14 protein-coding genes are annotated in these 18,293 nt (G+C 66.4%); 12 read left to right on the top strand and 2 right to left on the bottom strand.

The features are described from left to right. Positions 1-163: 163 nt before the first annotated feature. The 12 genes from PM2_RS04190 (at position 164) to PM2_RS04135 (ending at position 15,872) form a co-directional block, all read left to right on the top strand. On the top strand, positions 164-1,297 hold the full coding sequence (locus tag PM2_RS04190) for an acyl-CoA dehydrogenase family protein (RefSeq protein WP_027609014.1): 1,134 nt from the start codon (positions 164-166) through the stop codon (positions 1,295-1,297). Beyond that, on the top strand, positions 1,294-2,238 hold the full coding sequence (locus PM2_RS04185) for a D-isomer specific 2-hydroxyacid dehydrogenase family protein (RefSeq protein WP_016714257.1): 945 nt from the start codon (positions 1,294-1,296) through the stop codon (positions 2,236-2,238). The genes PM2_RS04190 and PM2_RS04185 overlap by 4 nt, the downstream gene beginning before the upstream one ends. A 17-nt stretch (positions 2,239-2,255) precedes the next feature. Then, positions 2,256-3,053, top strand: a complete 798-nt coding sequence (locus PM2_RS04180) for a class II aldolase/adducin family protein (protein ID WP_019098633.1) — start codon at positions 2,256-2,258, stop codon at positions 3,051-3,053. Positions 3,054-3,146: 93 nt separating this feature from the next. After that, on the top strand, positions 3,147-4,766 hold the full coding sequence (locus PM2_RS04175) for an ABC transporter substrate-binding protein (protein WP_028698721.1): 1,620 nt from the start codon (positions 3,147-3,149) through the stop codon (positions 4,764-4,766). After that, complete coding sequence (locus tag PM2_RS04170) at positions 4,763-5,713, top strand: ABC transporter permease (RefSeq protein ID WP_019098635.1); 951 nt, start codon at positions 4,763-4,765, stop codon at positions 5,711-5,713. Before PM2_RS04175 ends, PM2_RS04170 begins: the two co-directional genes overlap by 4 nt. A gap of 1 nt (position 5,714) precedes the next feature. Further along, positions 5,715-6,611 carry an ABC transporter permease gene (locus PM2_RS04165; RefSeq protein ID WP_028698720.1) on the top strand — a complete coding sequence of 299 codons (897 nt, stop codon included), beginning with the start codon at positions 5,715-5,717 and terminating at the stop codon, positions 6,609-6,611. Next, positions 6,608-8,227 carry a dipeptide ABC transporter ATP-binding protein gene (locus tag PM2_RS04160; protein ID WP_028698719.1) on the top strand — a complete coding sequence of 540 codons (1,620 nt, stop codon included), beginning with the start codon at positions 6,608-6,610 and terminating at the stop codon, positions 8,225-8,227. Before PM2_RS04165 ends, PM2_RS04160 begins: the two co-directional genes overlap by 4 nt. Positions 8,228-8,499: 272 nt before the next feature. Beyond that, entirely contained in the window at positions 8,500-9,834 is a 1,335-nt protein-coding gene (locus PM2_RS04155; protein WP_028698718.1) for an LLM class flavin-dependent oxidoreductase, read from the top strand. Between the two features lie 62 nt (positions 9,835-9,896). Further along, complete coding sequence (locus PM2_RS04150; RefSeq protein ID WP_028698717.1) at positions 9,897-10,991, top strand: LLM class flavin-dependent oxidoreductase; 1,095 nt, start codon at positions 9,897-9,899, stop codon at positions 10,989-10,991. Positions 10,992-11,350: 359 nt separating this feature from the next. Then, entirely contained in the window at positions 11,351-12,913 is a 1,563-nt protein-coding gene (locus tag PM2_RS04145) for an NAD(P)/FAD-dependent oxidoreductase (protein ID WP_016714265.1), read from the top strand. A 19-nt stretch (positions 12,914-12,932) separates the two neighbouring features. Further along, a complete protein-coding gene (locus PM2_RS04140; protein ID WP_026020330.1) occupies positions 12,933-13,427 on the top strand; it encodes a RidA family protein in 495 nt (164 codons plus the stop codon). A gap of 33 nt (positions 13,428-13,460) precedes the next feature. Beyond that, positions 13,461-15,872 (top strand): TonB-dependent receptor plug domain-containing protein, encoded by a 2,412-nt coding sequence (locus PM2_RS04135; RefSeq protein ID WP_016714267.1) that lies wholly within the window; start codon positions 13,461-13,463, stop codon positions 15,870-15,872. Positions 15,873-15,902: 30 nt separating this feature from the next. Here the strand turns inward: PM2_RS04135 and PM2_RS04130 are convergent, their stop codons facing one another. Continuing rightward, positions 15,903-17,222, bottom strand: a complete 1,320-nt coding sequence (locus PM2_RS04130) for an LLM class flavin-dependent oxidoreductase (RefSeq protein ID WP_016714268.1) — start codon at positions 17,220-17,222, stop codon at positions 15,903-15,905. A 112-nt stretch (positions 17,223-17,334) separates the two neighbouring features. After that, positions 17,335-18,288 (bottom strand): ABC transporter substrate-binding protein, encoded by a 954-nt coding sequence (locus PM2_RS04125; RefSeq protein WP_025753153.1) that lies wholly within the window; start codon positions 18,286-18,288, stop codon positions 17,335-17,337. Positions 18,289-18,293: the final 5 nt, after the last annotated feature.

Raw genomic sequence — 18,293 nt, 5'->3', positions numbered from 1 at the left:
CGCGGGGAAGCCCGCCACGCCCCTCTAAATGCAAATTACGCATAATTAGTAAAAATATAAATTCCATAAACTGATAATTAGCATAGAACAAAAAAGACTTTTACAGAGCTCATTCATACGAATACGGTCTTAGTCACACACCGTCATTCAGGGATGAACCCCCATGAGTCACCCTTCCGACAGCGCCCTGGCCGAACTCACCGAGGCCCTAGCGGCCAACGCCGAGCGCTACGATCGCAGCGCGCAGTTTCCCAAAGACAACTTCGACCTGCTCCAGCGCCACGGCCTGCTGGGCCTCACCGTGCCCCGCGCCCTCGGCGGCGGCGGCGCGGACCTGGCCACCGCGCGCCGGGTGATCGGCGCGGTCGGCAAGGGTGACCCGGCCACCGCGCTGATCCTGGTGATGCAGTACCTGCAACACTTTCGCCTGCAAGACGACACCCGCTGGCCCGCCCACCTGCGCCAGCGCGTGGCCGACGACGCCGTGCGCCACGGAGCCCTGATCAATGCCCTGCGTGTCGAGCCCGAGCTGGGTACCCCGGCCCGTGGCGGGCTGCCGGCCACCGTGGCAAGGCGCACCGCCGAAGGCTGGCGCCTGAGCGGGCGCAAGATCTACTCCACCGGCAGCCATGGCCTGAGCTGGTACCTGGTGTGGGGCCGCAGCGATGACAGCGACCCGCTGGTCGGTGGTTTTCTGGTCCACCGCGATACCCCCGGCATCCGCATCATCGACGACTGGGACCACCTGGGCATGCGCGCCACGTGCAGCCACGAAGTGCGTTTCGACGACGTCCTGATCCCCCTCGACCACGCCGTCAGTGTCAGTCCCGCCAGCGCACCGCGCGCCGAACTTGATGGCGAGGGGCTGCTGTGGATGGCCGTGCTGCTGCCGGCGGTGTACGACGGCGTGGCCCGCGCCGCGCGGGACTGGCTGGCGCGCTTTCTCAACGAGCGCACGCCGTCCAACCTCGGCGCGCCACTGGCCAGCCTACCGCGCTTCCAGGACGTGCTCGGGCGTATCGACACCCTGCTGTTCGCCAATCAGAGCCTGCTCGATTCGGCCGCTGCCGGGCACATCGCCCCAAGTCATGCCGGGCAGATCAAGCACCTGGTCAGCGCCAACGCCATCCAGGCCGTCGAGCTGGCCATCGAGGCCGCCGGCAACCCAGGGCTGTCGCGGCGCAACCCACTGGAGCGGCATTACCGCGACGTGCTGTGCAGCCGCATTCACACGCCCCAGGACGATGTGGTGTTCGGCCAGGTCGGCCGCAACGCGCTGACGGAGGTCGCAGCATGAGCCGTTCGATCATCGCCAGCCAGTTGGACACCCAGGCCAACCAAGTCTTGCGCGAGCGACTGGTGGACCATGAGGTAATCGATATCCCCTTCGGCCAGTTACACGTCGATGTACCCGCCGATGTTTTCATTCTGCGCCCGGTGAACATCCGCGGACAGCGGGTCGACACCCCGCCGCCGGGCTGGCCGTGGAACCTGAAGTGGGTACAACTGGTGTCCTCAGGCATCGACTTCTACCCCGACTGGGTGTTCCAGGGCCCGCCGGTCACCAGCGGCAAGGGCGCCAACGCCGAGCACGTGGCCGAGTTCGCCCTGGCCCTGGTGTTCGCCGCCGCCAAGCAACTGCCGGAGCTGTGGGTCAAGGACGCCGACTGGCGCCTGACCCCACTGGCCCCGGTACGTGGCCGCACCCTGGGCATTCTCGGCTTTGGCAGCATCGGCCAGAGCCTGGCGCGCAAGGCGCAGGCCCTCGGCCTGCGAGTGCTGGCCCTGAGCCGCCCCGGCCAACCCATCGCCGAGATTCCCGGCGTGGAGCGTGCCGCCGATCTGCGTGAGCTGTTCGCTGGCAGCGACCACCTGGTGCTGGCCGCCCCGCTGACCCCCGCCACCCGCGGGCTGATCGACCGCCAGGTGCTGGCCCATGCCCGCCCCGGGTTGCACCTGATCAACATCGCCCGGGGCGGCTTGCTCGATCAGGAGGCGCTGCTCGACGCGCTGGACAGCGGCCTGATCGCCCGCGCCAGTCTCGATGTCACCGAGCCCGAGCCGCTGCCGGCGGGCCATGCGCTGTACCACCACCCACGGGTGTTCCTGTCACCCCACACCTCGGCTATTTCCGAGGACGGTTACCCGGCCTTCCTCGACGCCTTCATCGCCAACTTCCACCGCTACCGCGAGCAGGCGCCCCTGGCCAACCTGGTCGATACCGCGCGCGGCTACTGACCACCGGAGAACACACCATGACTTCACTGTCTGCCGTCACCAGCAATACCGCCCAGAGCGTTCGCCAACGGGTCAGCGCCGAGGAATGGGAAGTACGCGTCAAGCTGGCCGCCGCCTACCGCCTGGCCGCGCTGTTTCGCTGGACTGACCATATCTACACGCACTTCTCGGCCCGCGTACCGGGGCCGGAGGAGCATTTTCTGATCAACGCCTTCGGCTTGCTGTTCGATGAAATCACCGCCTCCAACCTGGTCAAGGTGGATGTCGACGGCACGATCATCGACGACCCGCTGGGGCTGGGCATCAACCAGGCCGGCTACGTGATCCACAGCGCCATCCACCGTGCCCGCCCCGACCTCAAGGCGGTACTGCACACCCACACCCGCGACGGCGCGGCGGTGTCGGCCCAGCGCGATGGCCTGCTGCCGATCTCCCAGCACGCCCTGGCCTACTACAGCCGCGTGGTGTACCACGACTACGAAGGCGTGGCGCTGGACCTGGACGAGCAAGAGCGGTTGGTGGCCAACCTGGGCGCGAGCAACATCCTGATTCTGCGCAACCACGGGCTGCTCACGGGCGGTGTCAGCGTGGAGCATGCCTTCCGCGAGCTGCACGGGCTGGAGCGGGCGTGCAATATCCAGGTGGCGGCCCAGGCTGGGGGCAATGATCAGCTGCTGCATGCGGCGCCGGCGGCGATTGCCAAGGTGCATGAGCAGTCCAAGCGGTTTTCCGACGGCCAGGGTGAGGGGATCCAGCGGCATTGGGATGCGCTGATTCGCCAGCTGGATCGGGAGGGGCGGGACTATCAGGACTGACTGAAGGCATCTGCTGCCAGTACCGGCCCTTTCGCGGGCAAGCCCGCGAAAGGGCCGGTACTGGCGAACTCCATCTTGATCAAGGATCACCCCATGCCCTCACTGCACCGCCTTTTCGCCATCAGTTCCCTGGCCCTGGTCTTGTCCGGCTGCTCCCCCGCCGACAACACCGCCGCCAGCAAGACCCTCAACATCGCCTTCTGGGGCGACAACACCACCCTGGTCAGCGTCGACCCGTTCCAGGTCTACTGGCTGGAACACCGCGTGCTGCTGCGCAACGTCGCCGAGTCGCTCACCGACCAGGACCCGGACACCGGACGCATCATCCCGTGGCTGGCCAAAAGCTGGGAGATCGGCAGCGATGCACTGAGCTACACCTTCCACCTGCGCCAGGACGTCACGTTCAGCAACGGCGAGCGCTTCGACGCACACGCCGTGAAGACAGCCTTCGACAGCAACAAGGCCTTCGCCACGCAACTCCCCGCCACCTTCGGCGCCACCTACCTGGCCGGTTACGATCACGCCGAAGTGATTGACGACTTCACCGTGCGCCTGGTGCTGTCCAAGCCCAATGCAGGCTTCCTGCAAGCCACCTCGACCACCAACCTGGCGATCCTCGCCCCGGCCTCGTACAAGCTGACCGCCCAGGAGCGCTCGCTGGGCAAGATCATCGGCACCGGCCCGTTCGTGCTCGAACACTACACGCCGGAAGTCGGCGCCAAGCTGGTCAAACGCGCGGACTACGCCTGGGCTTCGGCCAACGTGCGCAACCAGGGCGCTGCCCACCTGGACACCGTCGAGGTCAGCTACATTCCCGAAGAAAGCGTGCGCAACGGCCTGTTCCTGCAAGGCAAAGCCGACATCCTGTGGCCGCGCAACCCGTTCTCGGAGGTCGACCTCAAGCTGTTCCAGTCCAAGGGCGCGACCATCCAGAGCCGGTCGCTGCCGGGGCCTGCGCTCAACCTCTACCCCAATACCCGCAACAACCGCCTGCTGGGCGACCGCCAGGTGCGTCTTGCCCTGCAGAAAGCCATCGACCGCACCAGCTACGCGCACACCGTGTACAACGCCGAGTTCCCGGTGGTCAGCGGGGTGTACGACGTGACCACGCCGTACTTCAAGGCCCAGGCCGACAAGCTGGCCTACGACCCCAAGGGCGCCGAGCAACTGCTCGAAGCCGCCGGCTGGCACAAGGGCGAGGACGGCTACCGGCAGAAGAACGGCCAGCGCCTGACCCTGCGCTACAACCTCACCCCCGCCGAAAGCGCAGGCGATGTGCTGGTGCAGGACCAACTGCGCAAAGTAGGCATCGACCTCAAGCTCAATGTGCTGACCCGCGCCGAGTGGGTGGCCGGCAACACTTCCGGCAACTACGACCTGACGTCCACCTACATGACCCGCGCCGACCCGATCATCCTGCAGACCATCCTCGACCCGCGCGCCGCCAACAGCGCAACGCTGGCCACCAACAGCTACGAGCCGCACACCCTGCCCAAGGTCCAGGCGCTGTTCGACAGCGGCATCACCGCCACCGCCGACCCGCAGCGTGCCGCCGCCTACGGCCAGTTGCAGGACCTGCTGGTGGACGAGGCGGCAGCCTTCCCGCTGTACGAACGGGTCTGGCAGGCGGCCACCGCGCCACGGGTCAAGGACTTCCGCTGGACCGCCGAAGGCTTCGCCTTCCTCAGTGACATCCAGGTCGGCCAGCCATGAAGCGCTACCTGATCGGCCGCATCGGCCAGGCGCTGCTGGTGCTGTGGGGTGCCTACACCATCAGCTATTTCATCCTCTACCTGCTGCCGGGCGACACCCTGGCAATCATGCTCAGCGCCTCCGGCATGGAAGCCGACGGCCTGTCGCCCGAAGACCTGGCCAAGGCCCGCGCCTACTACGGGTTGGACAAGGGTCTGTTCGAGCAGTATTTCGACCTGCTCTGGCGCGCCGTGCACGGCGACCTGGGCCAGTCACTTTCGCTGGGCCGGCCGGTCACCGCGCTGCTGGCCGAGCGCCTGCCGCAGACCCTGTCGCTGGCCGGCCTGGCGATCGTGCTGTCGTTGCTGGGTGGCGTGGGCCTTGCCTACCTGACCGCCTACCTGCAATGGCGCCCGCTCAAGACCGCGCTGACCCGCCTGCCGTCGCTGGGCTTTTCGGTGCCGGTGTTCTGGATGGGGCTGCTGCTGATCCAGGTGTTCGCCTTTGGTCTGGGCTGGTTCCCGGCCACCGGCAGCCAGGGCTTTGCCAGCCTGGTGCTGCCAGCCGTGACACTGGCCATTCCCAGCGCTGCGGTGTACGCCCAGGTGCTGCAACGAGGCTTCCAAGGCGTGTGGCAGGAGCCGTACATCGCCACCGCCTTCGCCAAGGGCCTGAGCCGGGCGCAGGTGCAGGCCCGGCATGGTTTGCGCAACGCGGCGCTGCCTCTGCTCACGCTGGTTGGCCTGCAGGTGGGCAACACGGTGTCCGGTGCGGTGCTGGTGGAGACCATCTTCTCGCGCAACGGCGTCGGCCGCCTGGCCCAGGAAGCCGTGCTACGCCAGGACATTCCGGTGGTGCTGGCCATCGTCGCGGTGTCGGCGGCGGCCTTCGTGGTGGTGAACCTGATTGTCGATCTGCTGTACCCGTACCTCGACCCACGCATCACCCATACCGCCAAGGTGAGCTGATATGACTTCCGATACTCGCCTCTATCATCCAGTCCCCTCAACGGCTGCACAGCAATGGCAACGCCGCACGCGCTGGCAACGCCTGCACGAGGCCGTGGCCCCGCTGCTGCGCCGCCCCGGTTTCAGCCTGGCCTTGCTGGTAGTGCTGTTCGCTCTGCTGAGCGCGCTGGCTCCACAACTGCTGACCAGCTTCGCCCCCTACGCCACCTCCCCCGCCGACAAACTCAGCGCGCCGAACCTTGTGCACTGGTTCGGCACCGACGAGCTGGGCCGCGACCTGTACACCCGGGTGGTCTACGGCGCGCGCTTGAGCGTGCAGGCCGCGCTGCTGGCGGTGGCCATCGCCCTGGCCGGCGGCCTGGGCCTGGGCGTGCTGGCCGGCTTTGCCGGCGGGCGCGTGGACGCCGCGTTGATGCGCCTGATCGACGTGCTGCTGGCCCTGCCCGGTCTGTTGCTGGCCCTGGCGATCGTCACCGCCATCGGCTTTGGCACGGTGCCGGTAGCGATTGCCGTGGGCGTCGGCATCATCCCCGGCTTTGCCCGCACCACCCGCGCCGAGGTGCTGCGCATCAAGACCCTGCCCTATGTCGAGGCCGCGCGTTTGGGCGGCGCCAGCTGGGCGCGCACGCTCCTGCGCCATGTGCTGCCCAATGCCTGGGGGCCAGTGGCGGTGCTCGCCACCCTGGACTTCGGCGCGGCCATCCTCGCCACCGCGGGCCTGAGCTTTCTCGGCTTTGGCGCTGCGCCACCGGCGGCCGAATGGGGCACACTGATCGCCAATGGCCGCCACTTCCTCATCACCGCCCCGTGGGTGTCCCTGTTGCCGGGATTATTCGTGGTAGCCGTGGTGTTCAGCCTCAACCACCTGGCGCGCAGCGTCGAGGAGCATGCCCGATGAGCCAGCCTGCGTTGATCGAGGTCCGCGACCTCAGTGTCAGCTACCACTTCGCCGGGCAGCGTACCGAAGCCGTACGCCAACTGTCGTTCAGCCTGAACCAGGGCGAAACCCTGGCCATCGTCGGCGAGTCTGGCTCGGGCAAGTCGACCCTGGCCAACGCCCTGCTGGGCCTGCTGCCGGGCAACGCACGGATCGACCAGGGCCAGTTGCTGGTCGCCGGGGTCGATGTGGCCACGGCCAGCGAGCCGGCCCGCCGCCAGTTGCGCGGGCGTACCGTCGGCCTGGTACCACAGGACCCGATGGTCAGCCTCAACCCCACCCTGCGCATTGGCCGGCAGATCGCCGAAGCCCTGCTGCTGGCCCGCGGCCGGCGTTATCCGGGGCTGGACACCGATGTGCTGGAGCTGCTGATCCAAGTGGGCCTGGACGACCCGGCCCTGCGCGCCCGCCAATACCCCCACGAGCTGTCCGGCGGCATGCGCCAGCGGGTGCTGATCGCCATCGCCCTGGCCGGCGATCCGCGCCTGATCATCGCAGACGAGCCCACCAGCGCGCTGGATGTGACCGTGCAACGGCGCATTCTCGACCACCTGCAACGGCTAGTGGCCGAGCGCGGCATCTCGCTGCTGATCATCACCCACGACCTGGGTATGGCCTGCGACCGCGCCGACCGCCTGCTGGTGATGAAGCACGGCGAGTTGGTGGAGCACGCCTCGCCGCGTCAGGTGCTGTGGGGCACGCCACAGCCCTACACCCGCGACCTGCTCGCCGCTGCGCCCGCCTTCGTGCCGCGCCAGCGGCCGAACACGGCCCTGGGAGAAACGCCGCTGCTGCGTCTGAGCAATGTCGGCAAGCGCTTTGCGCTGCCGGGCAAGGACGCCAACTTCACTGCCCTGCACGACCTGAGCCTGGAGGTCAAAGCAGGCCAAACCCTGGCCATCGTCGGTGAATCGGGCTCGGGCAAGAGCACCGCGCTGCGCATCGCCCTGGGGCTGGAGACGCCCAGCCAGGGCCGTGTTGAGTTTGCAGGCCAGGACGTTACCCACTACAGCTGGCGCCAGTTCAGGCCACTGCGCCGGCGTATCCAGCTGGTGCAGCAAAACCCCTTCGCCGCGCTCGATCCGCGCTTCACGGTGTTCGACAGCATCGTCGAGCCGCTGGTGGCGTTTGGTGTGCTCAAGGGCCAGGCCCTGGAGCGCAAGGCGCGTGAATTGATCGCCCGGGTGCAGTTGCCAGTGCACTTTCTCGACCGCCTGCCGCGGGAGTTGTCCGGTGGCCAACGCCAACGGGTGGCGATCGCCCGGGCCCTGGCGCTGGAGCCGCACGTGTTGCTGCTGGACGAGCCGGTGAGCGCGCTGGATGTGTCGGTGCAGGCGCAGATCCTCGCGCTGCTCGATGAGTTGCAGCGCGAGCTGGGGATCGCCTATGTGCTGGTGTCCCATGATCTGGCGGTGGTGGCCAGCATGGCCGATCAGGTGCTGGTGCTGCGGCGCGGGCAGGTGGTGGAGCAAGGGCCGGCGCTGGAGGTGTTCAGCCGGTCGGCCAGTGCCTATACCCGGGAGTTGATTGCGGCGATCCCGGGGCATTCGCGCAGTGTGTTGCCGGTGGCGGTGTAAAGGCGGATCCCCTGATTTGCCCTGACGGCCCTGTCGCAAGCTCCCACAAGGTTCACACCGGACACTATGGGAGCTGGCGAAGCCTGCGACAGGATCAGGCGGAAACAAAAAACAATGCATATTGTTTAATTACTCAAATAATACTTATGCATAATTAGCTTAGAACCACAAAGCCTTTCACAACCCCCTCCCCTCCACGCTAACGTCCCCTTTACCAGTCCGACCCCACACCCGGCGGAGGCCTCCATCACCTGATTGCAGAAGGACTCCCTATGAGCAAGCGACAAATCAAACTCGGCGCGATGATCCACGGTGTCGGCCACGGCTGGGGCGAATGGCGACACCCCGAGGCGCTGGCCGATGCCAGTGTCAACTTCGGCTTCTACAAGCAGCAGGCGCAGCTGGCCGAGGCCGCCAAATTCGACTTCGCCTTCATCGCCGACAGCCTGCACATCCACGCCCGCTCCAGCCCCCACTACCTCAACCGCTTCGAGCCGTTGACCATTCTTTCGGCCCTGGCCGCAGTCACCTCGCACATCGGTCTGGTGGCCACGGTCACGGTCAGCTACACCGAGCCGTTCCAGGTCGCACGCCAGTTCGCCTCGCTGGACCAGATCAGCGGCGGGCGCGCCGGCTGGAACGTTGTCACCTCGTGGTTATCAGGCACTGCCGACAACTTCGGTAAGGCCGAGCACCCGCCGCATGCCGTGCGCTACCGCATCGCCCGCGAGCACGTCGAGGTGGTCAAGGGCCTGTGGGATTCGTGGGAGGATGATGCCTTCACCCGCAACAAACACACCGGCGAGTTTTTCGCCCCGGACAAACTGCACACCCTCGGCCACCAGGGCGAGTTCTTCAAGGTCAAAGGCCCGCTGAACATCCAGCGCTCGCCCCAGGGCCAGCCGCTGATCTTCCAGGCCGGAGTGTCCGAGGACGGACGTAACTTCGCCGCCCAGAACGCCGATGCGATCTTCGTCAGCCCCGAGTCGTTCAGTGACGCCCGCGCCTACTACCAGGACCTCAAGCAGCGCGCTGCCAAGCATGGCCGCGACCCTGAGCAGCTGTTTATCCTGCCGGGCATCCGCCCCATCGTCGGGCGTGACGAGGAGGAAGTGCAACACCGCTACCAGCAGGCCGTGGAGCTGGTGAGCATCGAGGATGCCATCGTCGCCCTGGGCCGCCCGTTCAACGACTACGACTTCAGCCAGCACGCGCTGGACGCGCCCTTCCCCGACCTGGGCACCCTGGGCGACAACAGCCACAAAGGCACCGCCGACCAGCTCAAGCAGTTGGCCCAGGACGAGCAACTGACCCTGCGCGAACTGGCCCTGCGCTTCTCGCGCCCGCGCCGCGACTTCGTCGGTACCCCCGAGCAAGTGGCCAACGCCCTGCAGGACTGGTTCGAGCACGGCGCCGCCGACGGTTTCATCATCAACCAGCTGCTGCCCGATGGCCTGCAGTACTTCACCGAGCTGGTGGTACCGCTGTTGCAGGCGCGCGGGCTGGTACGCGGCGAGTACGCAGGCGACACCCTGCGCGCCAACTTCGGGCTGGATGTGCCGGCCAACCGCAATACCTTGCGCCGCGAACAAAGCGCAGTGGCTTGAGACCGCCAGGGCTGCTTTGCGGCCCCAGCCCGCCCATACCCCCAGAAAAGGAATTTTGCTCCATGACTCTCGAATTCGTCGGCCTCATCGGCCCCCAGGAAGGCAGCGAATCCCAGGCCCCGCGCGGCCCGCTGGTAGACCTGGAATTCATCAAGGCGTTCTCCCAGGCCCAGGAATACGGCGGTTTCGACAAGGCGCTGCTGGCAGTCAACACCAGCGCGCCGGACTCGATGATCCTGGCCAGCTACGTGGCCGCGCTGACCGAGCGCATCGGCCTGCTGGTGGCCCACCGCCCAGGCTTCCAGGCACCGACCTTCGCCGCCCGCCAGTTCGCCACCCTCGACCAGCTCAGCCGTGGCCGCGCCTCGATCAACGTCATCACCGGCGGCGACAGCGGCGACCTGCAGCGCGATGGCGACTTTCTCGACAAGGACGCCCGCTACGCACGCACCGACGAGTACCTGGAGGTGCTGCGCAACACCTGGACCCGCACCGAACCCTTCGACCACCAGGGTGAACATTACCGGGTGGAAGACAACCTGACCCTGGTCAAACCGGTGGGCAAGCTGCCGATCTACTTCTCCGGCGCCTCCGACGCCGCCGTGGAGGTCGCCGCCAAGCACGCCGACGTGTGCATGATGTGGGGCGAGCCGCTGGAGCAGGTGCGCGAGCGGATTGCCAAGGTCCGCAAGGCCGCCGCCCGCTACGGGCGCGAGAAGCACATCCGCTTCAGCCTGTCGCTGCGCCCGATCCTCGGCGCCACCGAGGACGAAGCCTGGGCCCGCGCCGAGCGCATTCTGGCCGACGCCAAGCAGCGTATCGGCATCCGCCAGGGCAACCGCCGCGAGAAGAACTTCGGCAAGAGCAACGTGGGTTCCGAACGGCTGGTGCAGCTGGCCGGCAAGGTGCACGACACCCGGCTGTGGACCGAGATCGCCGCGCTCGGCGGCGGTGCGGGCAACTCCACCTCGCTGGTGGGCACGCCGGACCAGGTGGCCGAGGCTGCGCACGCGTATTACGAGCTGGGGGTGAGTACCTTCTTGTTCCGGGGGTTCGATCAGTTGCGCGATGCGGTGGAGTATGGGCAGGCGTTGATTCCGCGGATCAAGGCGCTGGTTGCGCTGCGGGAAGGTGAGCGTAGCGCGCGTACGGCTTAGATCTTCATAACGGCAACGGCCCCTTCGCGGGGCAAACCCGCTTCCACGAAAGCACGACCGTTGTGCATCGTGGGAGCGGGTTTGCCCCGCGAAGGGGCCTTTTCATGTTGCCGCCAAATGAATGAACAATACATCACAAAATACAAATCACGCATTTAGTAAAACAAACATAATCATGAAATTACATAATTAACTTAGAACAAAAAAGCCTTTCCCAACCCACGCAAAGATCATTAAGTTCTGTAAACCGACCCCGACCTGGCGGAGGCAAATGGATTCGTGCCAACCGTCGTCGGGCCTCGCCTGCGTCCGCCTGCCCTGTTGCGCACATCCGAACCCAACTTCTCGGAGACCGCGACATGGGATTGTCCCGTAGAGATCTGATCGCCCGCCTCGCCGCCATCGGCGGCTATTCGGCGGCACTGGGCGCGCTGGGGCAGAACGCCCTGGCCGCCACCTTCGAACCCCTGCAACTGGCCGCCAACGGTGGCAACGGCAAGCGCGTGCTGATTGTCGGCGCCGGTATTTCCGGACTGGTGTCGGCCTACGAGCTGCGCAAGGCAGGCTTCAATGTGACCGTGCTGGAGGCCCGCGAGCGGGTCGGCGGCCGGGTCTGGACCCTGCGCCAGGGCGACCGTATCGAACACAACGACGGCACCACGCAGCGCGTGGAGTTCGACCAGGGCCAGTTCTTCAACGCCGGCGCCGCGCGCCTGCCCAGCCATCACCTGACCATCCTGGGTTACTGCCGCGAACTGGGCGTAGAGTTGCAGGTGCTGGTCAACAGCAGCCGCAACGCCCTGGCCCAACCCGACCTTGCCCGTCCACCGCTGCTGCTGCGCCAGGCGGTCAACGACACCCGTGGGCATTTCAGCGAACTGCTGGCGCGCAGCGTCAGCCGCAACAGCCTGGATGCCGAACTCAGCAGTGGCCAGCGCAAGGCGCTGCTGGACTTCCTCAAGGTCTACGGTGACCTCGACAGCCAACAGCAGTACCGCGGCTCGGTGCGCGCCGGCTACACCCGCTTCGCTGGCGCCGGCGACCAGACGCCGATCCAGCGCCAACCCGTGCCGCTCGATCAGTTGCTGGACAGCAACCTGCTACTGCCGCTGGTGTTCGACGAAATCCCCGAGTTTTCCTCGACCATGTTCCAGCCAGTGGGCGGCATGGACCAGATCCCCAAGGCCTTCTACCGCCAGGTCCAGGACAGCGTACGCCTGGGCGCCGAGGTGCTCGGGGTCGAAACCGGCGACACCGGCGCCAAGGTAGTGTGGCGTGATCGCAAGAGCGGCCAGCAGCACGTCGAACAGGCCGACTACGCCATCGTCACCCTGCCCTTGCCGCTGCTGGCCAAGTTGCCGAACAACTTCGACGCGCCGTTCAAGCAAGCCATCGCCAGCGCCGAAGGCGACAAGGCCAACAAGGTGGCCTGGCAGTCGCCGCGGTTCTGGGAAACGGATTTTCAGATCTACGGCGGCCTCAGCTACATCAACCACGAGGCGCGCACCCTGTGGTACCCCAGTGATCGTCTCAACAGCGCCCAAGGCGTGCTGGTGGCCACCTACAACACCGGTGGCGTGGCCCAGCAGTTCGCCGCCAAGCCATTGGCCGCGCAGATTGCCTCGTCGCGCCAGGCGGTGGAATCGCTGCACCCCGGTCACAGCCAGAAACTCGGCCGGCCGGTGGTGGTGAACTGGTCGAAGATCCCCTTCAGCGAGGCGCCGTGGATCGTCCACGACGAAGTCGCCCAGCCCGGCTACGACCGGCTCAACCAGCCCCAGGGCCGCACCTGGCTGGCCAGTGACGCCCTGGCCCATGGCGGGGTGGGCATCTGGCAGAACAGCGCCGCCGAATCCGCCCGCCGCGTGGTCAGCCTGATCGCCCGACACGCCAGCCAGACCACCCGCGGCGCTGCCGCCTGACCCTGCAGGAATTCTACCCATGCCTCGTCTTCTTCTACTTGCCGGAGTGCTCATGTCCCTGACCCTCAACGCCCACGCCGACGGCATCAAGCGCGTCGCGCCACCTGGCTCGAACTTCCCCATCTCGCAACTGGTCACGGTGCCGGCCGGCAGTCAGCTGACCTTCATCAGCGGCACCCTGCCAGATGTAGCAGACCCCAAGGCGCCCAAGGGCAGCGTCGCGGCCTTGGGTAATACCGAAACACAGGCCCGGTCGGTGCTGAAGAAACTGCGCGCAGCCTTGCAGAGCCAAGGCCTGGACCTGGGCGACATCGTCCAGTTGCGGGTGTTCCTGGTGGGCGATCCGGCCAATGGCGGCAACCTCGATTTCGCCGGACTGCAAGCGGCCTACACCGAGTTCTTCGCCACCGCCGATCAACCCCGCACCCCGACCCGCACCGCCTTGCAGGTGGTGGCCCTGCCGTTGCCGGGCGCGCTGGTGGAAATCGACGCGATCGCGGCCAAGGCGCCCTGAGCGCGCCACCCCGCCCAACAAGGAACTGCGTGCATGAAGCAAGTCTTTACCTCTGCCTCGTTACTCCCCATGGCCCTCGCCGCGGGGCTGCAAACTACCCCGACACTGGCCGATGAACCCAGTGCCCAGGCCCTGGGCACGGTGATCGTCACCGGCAACCGTGGCGCCGAGAAGCGCACCGTCACCACAAGCCCCGTGCCGATCGACGTGATCAGCGCCAAGCAATTGCAGGAGACCGGCAAGCCCGGCCTGATGGAAGCCCTGAGCGCCAGCGTGCCCTCGCTCACCCTGCCGGAAAAGACCGGCTGGGACGCCAGCGGCATGGCCCGCGCGCCAAACCTGCGCGGGCTCAATGCCGCCCAGGTGCTGGTGCTGGTCAACGGCAAGCGCCGCCACACCAGCGCCACCCTGAACATCAGCGGCATCAACGCCGGTGCTGCGCCCAGCGACCTGGACCTGATCCCCATCAGCGCCATCGACCATGTGGAGGTGCTGCGCGACGGCGCCGCCGCGCAGTATGGCTCGGACGCCATCGCCGGGGTGATCAACGTGATCCTCAAGGCCGATACCAGCGGTACCGCTGTGACGACTGCCGGCCAGGGCTACGACGGCAAGAAGCAGACCGTGCAGCAAAGCCTGAACAAGGGTTTCGAGATCGGCCGTGACGGCATCCTGCAGCTGGCGATGGATGCGCGCAGCCAGAACGACGACAACAAGGCCAGTGCCAACGGCTACAGCCAGGCCGAAGCGCTGGACCGCGCCGGCAAGGTCACCTACGGCGGCTACGGCACGCCGAAGATCAACCTGCTGACCCTGGGCTACAACGCCGAACTGCCCCTGCAAGACGACCTGACCCTGTATTCGTTCAGCACCTGGTCGTACCGCAAGGCCGAGCAGGGCCAGAATTTCCGTCTGCCGACCATCGCCAACACCATCACCACCGGGCCCAATGGGCGCCCGTCCGGCTACACGCCCACCTGGTACATCGAAGAGCACGACTACCAGGCAGCGTTCGGTGCCAAGGGCCTGGCCGGCGAATGGGACTGGGACCTGTCGAGCACCTACGGGCGCAACGAAGCCGCCCAAGGCACCTGGAATAACCAAAACCCTTCGCTGGGCGAGGCGACGCCCAACCACTTCGAGTCCGGCACCTGGGTCAGCTCGCAACTGACCAGCAACCTCGACCTGCACCGCAGCTTCGAGGTGGGGCTGAGCAAGCCGCTGGACTTCTCGTGGGGCCTTGAACAGCGCCGCGACACGTATCAGGTGCAAGCCGGCGACTGGGCCAGTTGGGCCGACGGCGGTTACTGCCCCACCCCAGGCAACTGCGCCGCCTCCGGCGCCCAGGTGACCAACGGCATCTCACCGGCCGAGGCTACCAGCGCGAGCCGCAACAGCTACGCCGGCTTCCTGGATGTGGGCTTCAACCCGTTGCCGCAGTGGTACTGGGGCGCAGCGGTGCGCTACGAGCACTACGACCGTGGCATCGGCGCCACCCGCAGCGGCAAGCTCACCACCCGCTACGAGTTCACCCCGGAACTGGCACTGCGGGCTACGGTGAGCAACGGCTTCCGTGCACCATCACTGGCCAACAGCCTGTTCAGCGCGCGCTCCACCACCTATGGTGTGGTCAATGGCGTGTATCAGTCGATCAACTACGGCGTACTGCCGGTGGACTCGGCGGCGGCCAAGGCGTTAGGAGCCGAAGCGCTCAAACCTGAAAAATCCACCAACTACAGCCTCGGCCTGACCTGGCAACCCAGCGACCGCCTGGCCTTCACCGCCGATGCCTACCTGGTCAACGTGCGCGACCGCATCACCCTCACCGGCACCCTGCTCGGCCCGGAAGTCACTCAGGCATTGCTGGACAACGGCATCGACTCGACCTCCGGCGGGCAGTACTTCACCAACGGCGCCGACACCCGCACCAAGGGCCTGGACCTGGTGGGCAGCTACGACCAGGATCTAGGCAGCGCCGGCACCGTGAAGTGGACCGCAGCGTTCAACTGGAACGACACCGAGATCCTCGATTACAAGCAAAGCGTGAACATTCTCGGCGCCCCCTACACGCTGATGGACCGCCAGGCCCGCAACCTGCTCACCAAGGTGCAGCCGCACACCAAGCTGATCCTGGGCGGCAACTGGCGGCTGGACCGCTACCGGGTCAACCTGGGGCTGACGCGCTATGGCTCGTGGCGCGAGGTCAACGCCGCCAATGATCGCTCGCTGGACCGCGAGTACAAAGCGCGCTGGATCACCGACCTGGACGTGGGCTACCAGCTGACCAAGGACCTGGAGCTGGCGGTGGGCGCACGTAACCTGTTCGATGTGTACCCCGAGCGCCAGGCACCGAGCAGCAAGACCATGGTCAAGGGGTATGGGGTGTACTCGCCGTATGGGTTTACCGGGGGGTATTACTTTGGGCGGGTGACATACAACTTCTGAAAAGGGGGGCTGCGTTGCAGCCCCGGCGATCTACCGGCTAAAACGCGGAATCGACAGCCCCAGGCTCTCGCGCAAGGTGCTGCCTTCATACGCCGTGCGATACACCCCACGCTCCTGCAACAGCGGCACCACCTCCTCGGTAAAGCGACGGAACTGCCCCGGATGCCCTATATAAATGTTGAACCCATCCAAAGCCCGCGCCTCGAACCATTCGGCCATCTTCGCCGCTACCGTCTGCGCGGAACCTACGAACGCGCCGGGACGCAACTGGCGACCGAATTCCACCGCCTGGCGCAGGCTAAAGCCTTTGTCCCGCGCCTGGTCGGCGATGCGCTTGGCATTGGTGAAGAAGCTGCTGCGGGCATACTCCAGGCTCTCTTGCGGGAATGGGGCGTCAAGCTCGTACTGGCTGAAGTCGTGCCAGCCGAAATTGCGCCCGAACTCCTTGAGCGCCAGCTCGAAGCTGTGATCGGCCTGGTGATAGTGCCGTTCGATCTCACGGGCGTGCTCGTCAGTATCCCCCACGTAGATCTCCGCGCCCGGCAGCACAAGCAACTGCTCCGGATCACGCCCCAGGCGTGCCGCGCGGCCCTTGACGTCACGGTAGAACGCCTGGCCCTGCTCGATGCTGGCGGCATGCGTGAACACCACATCGGCGGTGGCCGCACCCAGGTCGCGACCCTGCTCGGAGTCGCCGGCCTGGAAGATCACAGGCTGGCCCTGGGGCGAGCGCTGGATGTTCAGCGGCCCCACCACCGAAAAGTGCTCGCCCTTGTGGTTCAGCCCATGCAGCTTGGCGGGGTCGAGAAAGCGGCCGCTAGCGCGGTCACGGGGGAAGGCGTCGTCCTCGTAGGAGTGCCATAGCCCCTGTACCACTTGCACATGCTCCTGAGCCCGGGCGTAGCGGGTGTCGTAGTCGTAGTGTTCGTCCAGCCCGTAGTTGCCGGCGGTGCCGGCATCACCACTGGTGACCACGTTCCAGCCGGCGCGGCCCTTGCTGATCAGGTCCAGCGAAGCGAGCCGGCGGGCGACGTTGTACGGGGCGTTGTAGGAGGTGGTGAGGGTGCCGACCAGGCCGATATGGCGGGTGCTCACGGCCAGGGCCGACAGCAGGGTCAGCGGCTCCAGGCGGTTGAGGTAGTGCGAGGGGGAGCCAGGGGTGATGAACTGGCTGTCGACGATGAACATCAGGTCGAACAGCGCAGCCTCGGCCTGGCGGGCGATGTCGATGTACCAGTCGATGTTGACGCTGGCGTCCGCCGGCAGTTCGGGGTCCAGCCACAGGTTGTGCCGGCCGGGGCCGCCGCAGCCCATGGTCAGGGCGCCGAGTTTGATTTTGCGTTGGGTCATGGGGGGAGTCCTTTGCAATCAAGGGGAGGCCTTCGCGGGCAAGCCCGCTCCCACAGGGATCTGCGCTTGCCTATGGGAGCGGGCTTGCCCGCGAAGAAGCCAGCGCAGAGCTTCAGTGCTGGCTGACAGCCGGCTGCTCGATAGCCGCACCAAACGAGGTATCGAACAAGCTGCTGGCCGGATACGTCTGGATCAGCCCGAGCCCGGCGAAGAAGTCCACGGTTTTCTGCGCGTCGACGATCACCTGCGGGTTCAGCGGCGCAAGGTCAGTGCGCGCACGGGCGAACCAGGCGCGGGCGATGTCGCGGTCGGCGCGGGTGCGCTTGGCCCAGGCGTCGGCGTAGGCCTCGGTGTGGGCCGGGTCGCTCAGGGTCCAGTCGCGGGCTTTTTTCAGCCGTTGCAGAAAGTCGGCGATCTGCGTGCGCTTGGCGTCCACCGCTTTGGCGTTGGCCACCACGAAACTCTGCGCCGGTATCACGCCTTCGGCAGTGGCCAGTACGCGGGCGCCCTGGCGTTCTTGCTGGGTAACGTAGGGCTCCCAGGTGGCGATCACGTCCACCGAGCCGCCATCCAGGGCGTGGGAAGCGTCCAGCGCGCTGAGGTAACGCAGCTCCAATGCATCACGCGGTACGCCGGCCTTGTCCAAGGCACTGAACAACAGTTGCTGGCTCCACGAACCCTTCCAGATCGCCGCGCGCTTGCCACGCAGGTCTTGCAGGCTGTGTATCGACGAATCCTTGCGCGCCAGAATCGCCACCCCTTCGAGGTTCTGGCGGCTGACCGCGATCACCTTGATCGGCGCGCCCAAGGCGCCCAAAAACAAGGGCGGTGCATCGCCCAGAAGGCCAATGTCAAGGCTGCCGACGTTGAGCGCCTCGGCCACGGGGGAGCCTGCGGTGAACTGCTTCCACTCCAGCTCATAAGGCAGGTTGTCGAGTACGCCGGCCGCTTCCATCACCGCGCGGGCGTTGTAACTCTGGTCGCCTACGACCAAGGTCTGGGCGGCGGCGGCAAGGCTGAAGGTGGTGGCCAGCACAGTGACGGCCAGTTGCTTGAAGTAACGCACGGGGG

It is taken from the genome of Pseudomonas monteilii NBRC 103158 = DSM 14164, from assembly GCF_000730605.1.
Classification (GTDB): domain Bacteria; phylum Pseudomonadota; class Gammaproteobacteria; order Pseudomonadales; family Pseudomonadaceae; genus Aquipseudomonas; species Aquipseudomonas monteilii.
Note: the sequence above shows the minus strand (reverse complement) of the source record. Positions and strands in the feature narration are given on the sequence as shown.